The following is a 9,669-nucleotide window of genomic DNA, read 5'->3' as shown; positions in this document are numbered from 1 at the left end:
TTATCTGGTTTAATGGTTATTTATAATATCTATTCTTTTTTTGACCAGTTTTTGAGTTAAATTACTTTCTGGTTAATGTGTATAACTTGTTTTTGTCACCGTACTTATGTGTGCATCGTACTTATGTGTGCATTCTAGCTTTTATTTTCATCTATTCACCTGAATAATATATTATTTGTACATAGTTATTCACCAGGTTACAGAAGATAATATTACGTTAGTTGGCAGTGTCTCAAATTTGCTGTAAATTTGAAGTCAAGTTTTTGCATAGTATGGAGAAAATTGATTTACCGATTCGGAATTTTCTACCCAATAATTTATTGAGATTTGTGATTTTACAGAAAAATTGGCACACTGACGATTAGTTCAAAATGATTTGAACTAATCCATAAATATAAAATTATCATATTACAAATTACCTTAGCAGCTTGAGTCAAGTCATATTGATAAAAAGGAGCCATAGAAATGAGAATGCTTGAAGAATTTTTCCCGGAGTTTACCCAGAAACTGGACGAAATTGATCAGCTTTACGCTGAAAAAAGGATGATTGACGAAAAGACCTATCAGTTCATTTGCTTTGCTCTCTCCATCAAAGCCAGGTCAAAACCCTGTGTTCTGAAACATTTTAAAGGTGCCCTCGAAGCAGGGGCTACAGTCAAGGAACTTTCATATATCTTTGCCCTGGTCATGCGAGAAGCCGCAGGCGCCGACGACTGCTGGACCCATGATGTAATTGGGGACTGGAAAGAAATCCTGAAGGGTAATATTTCCTGCAGTTGCGCAGGAGATGAGAAGTAAGCTTATAGTAACAACTAGTTTCAAGTTTATTTTTCAAACCCGGTCCAAGAATTTGCTTTTAAAAATTTTTCAAGACTGAGGTTTATAATTAAGAGTAAGGAATAAAATGGACGAAAAATATCTGACGTACTTAAGGCAAAACCGGAAAAAAATAGGACTTTCTACTGTAATTCTTATATTCCTGGTTGCATTGGGACTATTCATTTTCAATACAATGGAGTCCAACATTTTCCTTAAGTCGTCAAACAATACTGTGTACGTAGCTGGCGATGGAAGTGGAAACTTTACCTGCGATGGAATTGATGATCAGGTAGAGATAAATCAAGCTCTTGAATATGTTGCACAAAATCCACGGTTCTCAACCGTTCATTTGAAAGGTCCAAATACATACGTCATCTCTAACAGTATTCTAATTGGAAATAATACAATATTAGAAGGAGACGATACGGCTGTAGTAAAACTCCAGGATAACGCAAACTGGCCAGTGGGCAAACCCCTGATAACACAGATGGGCAGCGATGGAGCCTATGGAATCACCATAAAAGGATTTGAAATAAATGGGAATCATGACAAGAACGAAGATAAAAAGAGAGGGCAAGGATATTACAACATGATCAAATTCCTTGACGCTACAAACGTAGACGTTCATGATGTGTATATGCACGACGGACATGGAGACGGGTTAAGAGTAGAGAAAGGCTCCAATATCACGTTTTATAATAACAGTGTGTATAAATTGGGACATGATGGTCTTTTTGCCATTGATTGCCTGAATGTAGAAGCCTGGAATAATACAATAACTTGCAGGACAAACAGCGGCCTTAGAGTCTGGAACTCAAATCACGTAAAGTTCCATGATAACGTAATAGATTCCTTCTACCACTGGAGCGCAGGCGGCTCTGGAGTTTTGATTGAGAAAACAACAGGTACCGTCAACGATGTTGAGGTATACAATAATACTATCCATAATACTTATGGCCCTGGAATCTGGCTGATAGGTTATGGAGAGGCTTATCCCAAGGAAGAGGCGCAGAATGTCCACATTTATAAGAATACCTTCTATAACACAGGTACTAATCCAAGTATTGACTGGGTAGGAGGTATAGTGACAAGCGGGTTTTATGATACCCTGATTGAGAGGAATGTATTTGACGGAGTATATCATGCAGCCATTATCCAGATGTATCCTCCTTCTACCGAAGACACAGACAATTCAGTTGATCTTTCACCTCAGGGTACAGGATACAAAACGATTGTCCGTAATAACATAATCATTGATACCCAGAAGCGTAAAAAAGACCCTAATGGAACAGGATACGCAGTGATTAATTATCTGCCTGAAACGCATTCCTTTGTGCTGGAAAACAACTGTCTGTACAATAATACAGGTGGAAATTATAAAAATGCAAGTTCAACAACTGACATATATGTAAATCCTCTCTTTGTAAACCATAATAAGCATGATTATCATCTGAAATCAAACTCCCCTTGTATTGGTGCGGGATACGTGTCATCAAATTCATCAAAAGAGCTAGATGAGAATGAAAACAAGATAAACATAGGAAGGTATAACTAATACATGTAGGACTTACATTTGTAGGACTTGCACTTGTAGGACTTGCACTTGTAGGACTTGCACCTGTAGGACTTGCACTTGTAGGACTTGCACTTGTAGGACTTACTAAAATCAAGAATCATTTTCTGAGAAATCCATTAACGTGAGCTGCTTCGAATGGGAAAGTTTTGACTGCATGGGTTTCATGTAGTCTCCAGACAAATGATATCTTTCCATAAGAGAGCTGAGCATTCCATAAAGTTTAGCCTTATAGGCTATATCAGCTCCTCCTTTTGCATACAATTTGCGGTAAGGACCCGCAAGTTCTGGAAAGTTAAGTTCAAGGAAACCGAAGAAATGCTTTCTGGTTTCGCCCCTGAGGTTAAGAACTCCAGGCAGAGCGTAATCCACACCACATTCGGTTGCAAGAGAGATAATTTGCTCGAGATTCTGATGGTTGTCGGTAAGAAAAGGAAGAATTGGCATCATATGGATTCCAGTAATAGCAGATGTGTTTTTAAAAGCCTGCAGGACTGAAAACCGCTTTTTAGGTGAAGAAGCAAGGGGCTCCAGTAGGGCACTTAATTTTTCATCCACCGTCGTAACCGTAACTGCGATATTTACAGGTGTTAGCTCAGCAAGTTCTGAAATAAGGTCATAGTCTCTGAGGATAAGGTCCGATTTTGTAGATATAGTGACCGGATTTTGGTATTTAATCATCAGCGTCAGAACCTCGCGCATCAACCTGTAATTTGCTTCTACAGGCTGATAACTATCGCAGACCCCGCCTATATTAATTACTTCCTTTTTCCAGCTTCGTGCTGCAAGCTGCTTTTCAAGAGCTTCTGCAACATTCGTTTTTACGTAAATTTTTTGAAAAAAAGCACATTTTTTACCCACTACAGAATAACAGCTCTCTTTCCCGAATCCTGGTTCTGCACAGACAAACTTTTTCTTTTCTTCCAGATAACTATGAGAATACATTGCATAACAGTAATTACAACCGTGTTCACAGCCCCTATAAATATTCAAATCCCAATGAAATGGGAGATTAATCCTGCTGGATTTATTTATCCGATTCAGAGCTTTTTTAACCTTGATTTCTTCGAACATCCCGGAATAAGATAGGGTTGAGAACTATAATAAACTTAAGAAAAAAGAACATAAAAAGAACTTTGTAGCAGGAAACATATTTCCAAAAAGTAGAAAAGGAGAATTATTCTCAGTAGTTATTCTCTAGAATTATTCTCTGTAAACTCCATCTCCTGTAATAAGTTTTCCTTCCGCCTTTACCCAGCCTTCCTGAGGGCCTGAAAGTCGGATAGAAATCCTATCACTGTAACCATTAGATTGCCATCCATAAATCCACCATTCGTTTCGGCCATCCATCTGAACAAAAATCTGAACCTCGGCATCAGGAGACGCATCATAATGTGCATATACCAGGCTCTCATAATCAAAATATTCGGGGTTGATATGTTCAGGTAGAGGAATTTCCGAGCCTTCTTCGGATTCTTGAAGATTATATTTAGGCAGGAGCACTGACTCATTACCAACAGGGAATCTGGTATTAATCATATGGTCAGCCCTTATATTGGTCCCGAAATCAAATGAAGTCAAAACTGGGGTTTCTTCTGAGTATTCATTGGACTCCACTATTTGTTCTTCTTCCTGAACTTCATCTTCCATATTCTCGGTCCCAGGTTCAGGTTCGGGTACAGCTACAGGAAAGGAATGATAAACCGGTTTAATTTCGGCAGCTTCTATTTTGAACATTAGTCCATGCTCAGTATCCTCAAGGCTAAGATTCCAATTTGAAGGCTTATTATAATAATCACCATTCACCATTTCCAGTCCTACATCGGATTCATTCTCAAAAACAGGAACAGGCAAATATAAGGTTACATTTTGCAGAGTGCTGTTGCTTTCTATAATTATATCGTATTCATAATTACTCATAAGACTGTCATTATACATTTTCTCGTTTCTATTTTCCAGATAGATTGAGCCCAGCACAAGCAAAAAAAGAATAAATAATACAACTCCTCCAAAAATTGTTACCTTTCTGTTCATTGTCAGTCATTCTCCCCTAATGATTGAAAATAGATATGTGAGAGTGATAATTAAACCTTACTAAATTTAACAAGAAGAATAATCATGAATTTATCACGCATTTGTCGCACTGTATGAATTAACTACAAAAAGAACCGAAGTAACCGGAATACACAAATTACTGACAACAAATTACTTTTTAAAAATTAGAAGATTAGAATCAAAAAAACACTTAGTTTCTTGTAATTTGATAAGGAACGTTAAATATATATTTTAACATGTGGGAGGAAGACCTAAAGAATCTTGATACGTTAAGCTTGTTTTCACCACCTCCGCTACTGAAAGGGTACATGTACGGACCACAGGAAGCCCATAAGGCACGGAACTCAAACAGGCTTTTAGCCATACGCCTTGAAACAAACAAATCCTGCAATCTCCGCTGTCGCTACTGCTATGCACAGAGTGGTGAGGACTCGGCAAAAATAGCCGATTTTAATAATCTCAAGCGTATTATTTAGGAGGCAAAAGAACTCGGGATCAGGTCTGTGGTTGTAATTGGGGGAGGAGAGCCGACCCTATACCCGAGTTTCAGGGATTTAATAGCTTATATTGATTCCCTGGGAATAATCCCGGTGATTTTTTCGAATACGGTTTTGATGACAGAAGAGCTTGCAGGGTTCCTGTACAAACACAACGCCTCAGTAATGGGAAAGTTAGATTCCCTTAAGCCTGAAGTTCAGGACTACCTCGCAGGAAGAGCAGGAGCCTCCGAAGATATTAGGAATGGGCTTCGGAATCTTCTCAAAGTAGGCTTTTCAAAACCTGCGGAATCTGGAGAACTCCGTATGGGAGTTTCTTTCGTCAGTAACAAAATGAATCTGGAAGAAATTGAGGAGATCTGGCATTTCTGCAGGCAAAACAATATTTTTCCCAATATGGAAATTCTAACACCTACAGGCAGGGCAAATGACGAACTTGAGGATAAGCTACTCACGGCTGACGAGATAAAGGAATATAAATTAAAACTGCTGGAAATCGACCGGAAATATTATGGTTATGACTGGCTGCCTTACACACCGATTACTGCTAGTGGCTGCCTTCAGCACCTTTACAGCCTGTATATCAATATAGAAGGAAATATCCGGCCCTGTGCGCCTACAAAGCTGGACGAACATCCTGCGCTTAGAGTTGACGGGGAATATCCCTACAATGTAAATAAAATGAGCCTTCGGGAAATTTATGATTCTAATCTTTTCAAATATGTCCGAAACATCGATAAAATGCTCGAGGGAAGGTGCAGGAACTGTGAACATAATGAAGAGTGCATAGGCTGCCGGGGGTATGCTTACAGCGTAGGAGTAAAACATGGCATCGACCCTCTTAAAGCCCTCAGGATGGAATGCCAGCAGTGTTTCAAGTAAATGGCAGATTGGTAATTGAATAGAAAAAGAATGGCAATTGAATGGTAAAAAAATGGTAAAAGCAAAACTCAGGCAATAAATAAATTAAAAGAAATAAATAAAGATATGTACTGTTGAATAATTTGAGGAGAAGGTGAGAAATTGAACAGTACAGAAAGAGTGGAGTTTGGACAGGTTTTGGGAAATAAGGAAAAGATAGTCATTACCAGCAAGGAGGACATAGAAGGCAGACTTTGTCAATGCCTGAAAAACCATGAACTGCCTGATTACTTTCTATATATGGGCACTGGAGGAGCAAAAAACTGGCTGAAACTTGATGGGGCTAAGACGTTTCCTGTAGCCAGGCAACTCAAAATCCTTATGGAAAAAAATCTGGACTCAATCGTAAGATTTATTCCGACAGGCATGAGTCTCGTAAGCGTGGGTGTGGGAAACGGAGAGAAGGAAAGAATTTTTCTTGAAGCACTAGTAAGAAAGAATCTAGCTGAAAACCCTTCCTCAGAAAAAGTGTCGATACGCTATTACCCCATCGATATAAACAGTGAATTTGTAGATATCGCTCTTGAAAAGGTCGATAACCTGCCTGTTGAAAAGAAGGGAATAGTTGGTTTCATAGAGGATATGGCCACTCTTAAAGAAAACTGGCGTCTCCCGATTCTTTTCTGCATTTTAGGAAATACCTTTTGCAATTACGAGCCAGAGTTCATTCTTCAGCTTGTCCATGAAAACCTTGAGCGGGGGGACCTTTTTTTCTTCGATGCCAACCTGCTACCTACTGAAGGCACAGAGGCACAATCTGTAAGGAAGTCCGTACTGGGCACATATGCCTCAAGAGAGAATGCCCTCTTCAATATGTATCCACTGCTTCAGTACGGAATGGCTCCTGAAGATTTCGATTTTGAACTCTTGCTTGCGCATGTAAATTCAAGGATAGGGGGAGTATACAGGACAAGGAAGAGTCTGTATATCCTGAAGGATACCGAACTCAAAATCGGGACAGAAACCATAGGCTTAAGGGAAGGAGACATCATCCGTATGGGTTTTACATATAAATATACATATGACCAGATTACGGCTCTTCTGGAAATTTGCGGATTTGAGATCCTCAAGGCTTTCCTGAGTGAAAACCGGACAAATGTCATAATCCTTGCAAAAAACCGTATATGAAGATGACACGAATCAAAAGGTAGGTTCAGGGTATGGGTTGCAGGATAAATGGACTTGGTAAAGGCGAAAAAGCAAGATCAGGCATCGATTACGGGTGTGAAGAATTTGGAAGGCTGAAAAGCGTATTGATGCATACACCTGGAGAAGAACTTTCTCTACTCAATGAATCGAATTATAAACACTGGCTATATGATAAGGTTCCTGAAATTTCAGGGTATATTAAAGAGCATAGAGACTATCAGGAGTTGCTGGAATCAAACGGGGTCAGAGTCTATGAACTTGAAGAGTATGTGGACGAAAACACAGGTCTAATGAAGAAGATGCCAAATCTAACTTTTTTACATGATACCGCAGTTATCTCCGAAAAAGGGGCTATTCTCTCAAGAATGCGTCCGCCTGCCAGGGAAAAGGAAGAGGTTGTCGTAAAGGAAGCTCTGAATAATCTGGGAATTCCTATTCTCAGCGAATTCAATGGAGGAAAAGGGTTTTTCGAAGGCTGCCTCCTACTCTCAAAAGAAACAGTCTTTGTAGCTGATACGGAAAGACACACTTACCCATTTATAAGAGAATTTGTTTCAAACATTCTCAAAGAGTTCAGTGAAGTTATTTACGTCCGTGTTCCAAAAGCCAGGAGGTACATGCACCCTGATACTGTCTTCAACAGGATAAGGGAAAACCTTGCCCTTGCTTATCTACCTGCATTTGAGGAAAGCTGCCTGTTTACGGAAGATTCTAGAGAAAAAATTGATTTTAAAGCTTTCATGCGCGAGAAAGGAATGGAAATCATTTCTGTTTCGGACTCCGAGCAAAGTCGTCTGGCCTGTTCATTTGTTCCTCTAGAGAGTGGAACTATTTTTCACTACGATACCTCATTTGATCAGAAAACCAGGAAAGACCTTGAAAATGAAGGTATTGAGATTATTTCTTTTCACCCGGATGCACTGCTTGCAGGAGGAGGGAGCCTGCGCTGCCATACTCTGAGGCTTTGCAGAAAGAAAATTAAGAATTAATTAAAACCCAAAAAGAGCTGGATAAAGGATCAGAGAATAAGCCAAAAAAAGGCAGAAAAGGTAAGAAAGAACCAGAATGAAAAAAAAAGCCCATCTCAGTATATAAAGTCAAGAATAATTGACACTGCGTAGATTATCAGAACCCCGTGATAAAAAGGCAGTATCTTCATTCCGGCATCCAGATTTTTTTCTTTCCACAGGTAAATGTTTGCCCCTGCAAGGAGCACAAAACCTGCAAGAAAACCATAAAGGGCTATCTCTCCAAGCTCCCGGAGAAAGAAAATAGCTGCAAGGAAATGCAGGACCGTAAAACCTGTAATCCAGTACATTGTCCCTTTTTCACCGTAGAGTACGGCTATTGACTTCATGCCTCTTGCGTGATCGTTTTTCAGGTCTATAAAGTCATTCAATCCCAGATGAGCCATTGTCCAGGGATAGAAAAAAAACATGTAGAGCAACATGGTCATATCTGGATGCCCGTAGCAGAGATAGCCTGCCGCCGGAAAAAGCGTAAAATCCGTCCTGCCCAAAAGCTGTGCAATTGGATAGTTCTGAGTTCTCTTTTTTACCTGGTAAAAAGCCTCAATGCTATAAGAGTACAGCATAACTGCAAACACGTATAAAGAGTTTGGATAAGGAAGTGTAAAAATCAAGGCTGAAATGACTACTACAAGCAGGATAAACAACGAGAAGGCACTTCTTGAAGAAATTTTTCCTGATGGGATGGGTCTTTCTTTAAAAGGCCTCCAGTACCTTGTAAGCGTGTTCTCTACATCAAGTCTATCTCTGTTCCTGTCCACATAATCATTAAGTATAAAACCGGCTTCAAACCCGAGCAGGCCTATTAGAGCCACCTTAATAGTCAACGCCCAAGAAAAGCCACCATAATTTTCAAAAGCAAGCACAAGCCCAGAGCAGGAAACCAGAGGCCAGGCAGGAAGAAAATGAGCACGTATAAGATCAAGATAAGCTTTCAGGGTTTCTGTCATTTTTTAGCCTCAATAAAGATAGAGGTAATTAAGAGAACTATTACATAAAAACTATGAAAATAGGGTAATGCTGCTGTTAAGAAACTGCTGTTAAGAAGTTATTATTTTTGAAAATGCTTTATTTACGAATATCGTTACTTTTTTTTTTCAGACTGAAGCTTTTTAGAGTTTTACGTGTTCGATCCAAGAAAAGATATAGCATATTAGAGTATCAATCAGTTAAAAGTGTTTCTAGAGACTTCCCCGATGTTACAGGTTTCGAGGACTTACTGTGAATCTCCCATAATCAGGATAAAACAAGAAACGAAAGAATCTTCAGATTAACTTCAGTGAACTTGAAGCTATATTTATAAGATAAGATTGTTAAATATATGTTAATGTAGTCTCTGATAGCAGCAGTAAAAAAATTGCAGATTACGGTATTATTGAAGATTACGGTATTATTGAAGATTACGGTATTGAGAAAAATTTCTGGGAAATTTTCGATGTGAAGAGATATAAAATCACAGTCGATTTATATCAAACCGTTTTTAAAAAACTAAAATTGTAGCCTATTAGAAAGGCTACTTGGATAATTCCTTTTTACACTACTAAATTAGACGATTTATGTATTGTTTTCATCCGCAGAGTCGTTGTCTTCAACTGTAACATTGTCAACTGCAGAGTCATTGTCTTCA

General features: G+C 39.0%; 9 protein-coding genes. 6 read left to right on the top strand and 3 right to left on the bottom strand.

Going from position 1 to position 9,669, the window contains the following annotated elements:
* The first annotated feature begins 465 nt into the window (after positions 1–465).
* Positions 466–798: a carboxymuconolactone decarboxylase family protein gene (locus tag A9239_RS12475; protein ID WP_048121769.1), complete on the top strand. Its 333-nt coding sequence runs from the start codon at positions 466–468 to the stop codon at positions 796–798.
* A 106-nt stretch (positions 799–904) separates the two neighbouring features.
* On the top strand, positions 905–2,374 hold the full coding sequence (locus tag A9239_RS12470) for a right-handed parallel beta-helix repeat-containing protein (protein ID WP_048121771.1): 1,470 nt from the start codon (positions 905–907) through the stop codon (positions 2,372–2,374).
* A 111-nt stretch (positions 2,375–2,485) separates the two neighbouring features.
* Here A9239_RS12470 and A9239_RS12465 read toward each other — a convergent pair whose 3' ends face one another.
* Both A9239_RS12465 and A9239_RS12460 read right to left on the bottom strand, forming a co-directional pair.
* Entirely contained in the window at positions 2,486–3,466 is a 981-nt protein-coding gene (locus tag A9239_RS12465; RefSeq protein WP_048156253.1) for a radical SAM protein, read from the bottom strand.
* A 129-nt stretch (positions 3,467–3,595) separates the two neighbouring features.
* On the bottom strand, positions 3,596–4,426 hold the full coding sequence (locus A9239_RS12460; RefSeq protein ID WP_048121775.1) for a hypothetical protein: 831 nt from the start codon (positions 4,424–4,426) through the stop codon (positions 3,596–3,598).
* A gap of 329 nt (positions 4,427–4,755) precedes the next feature.
* Between A9239_RS12460 and A9239_RS19580 the strand changes: the two genes are divergently transcribed.
* From A9239_RS19580 to A9239_RS12440, 4 genes are all read left to right on the top strand, one after another.
* Positions 4,756–4,923: a hypothetical protein gene (locus A9239_RS19580; RefSeq protein WP_155396534.1), complete on the top strand. Its 168-nt coding sequence runs from the start codon at positions 4,756–4,758 to the stop codon at positions 4,921–4,923.
* An 18-nt stretch (positions 4,924–4,941) separates the two neighbouring features.
* Complete coding sequence (locus A9239_RS12450) at positions 4,942–5,826, top strand: radical SAM protein (protein WP_329957125.1); 885 nt, start codon at positions 4,942–4,944, stop codon at positions 5,824–5,826.
* A 141-nt stretch (positions 5,827–5,967) separates the two neighbouring features.
* Positions 5,968–6,993, top strand: a complete 1,026-nt coding sequence (locus A9239_RS12445) for an L-histidine N(alpha)-methyltransferase (protein ID WP_048121780.1) — start codon at positions 5,968–5,970, stop codon at positions 6,991–6,993.
* A 32-nt stretch (positions 6,994–7,025) separates the two neighbouring features.
* A complete protein-coding gene (locus A9239_RS12440) occupies positions 7,026–8,003 on the top strand; it encodes a dimethylarginine dimethylaminohydrolase family protein (protein ID WP_048121782.1) in 978 nt (325 codons plus the stop codon).
* A 95-nt stretch (positions 8,004–8,098) separates the two neighbouring features.
* Here A9239_RS12440 and A9239_RS12435 read toward each other — a convergent pair whose 3' ends face one another.
* A complete protein-coding gene (locus A9239_RS12435; RefSeq protein ID WP_048121784.1) occupies positions 8,099–8,992 on the bottom strand; it encodes a prenyltransferase in 894 nt (297 codons plus the stop codon).
* Positions 8,993–9,669 lie beyond the last annotated feature (677 nt).

Origin of the sequence: Methanosarcina sp. A14 (assembly GCF_001729375.1) — an archaeon.
Lineage (GTDB): Archaea > Halobacteriota > Methanosarcinia > Methanosarcinales > Methanosarcinaceae > Methanosarcina > Methanosarcina barkeri.
This window is presented reverse-complemented; position numbering and strand designations above follow the sequence as displayed.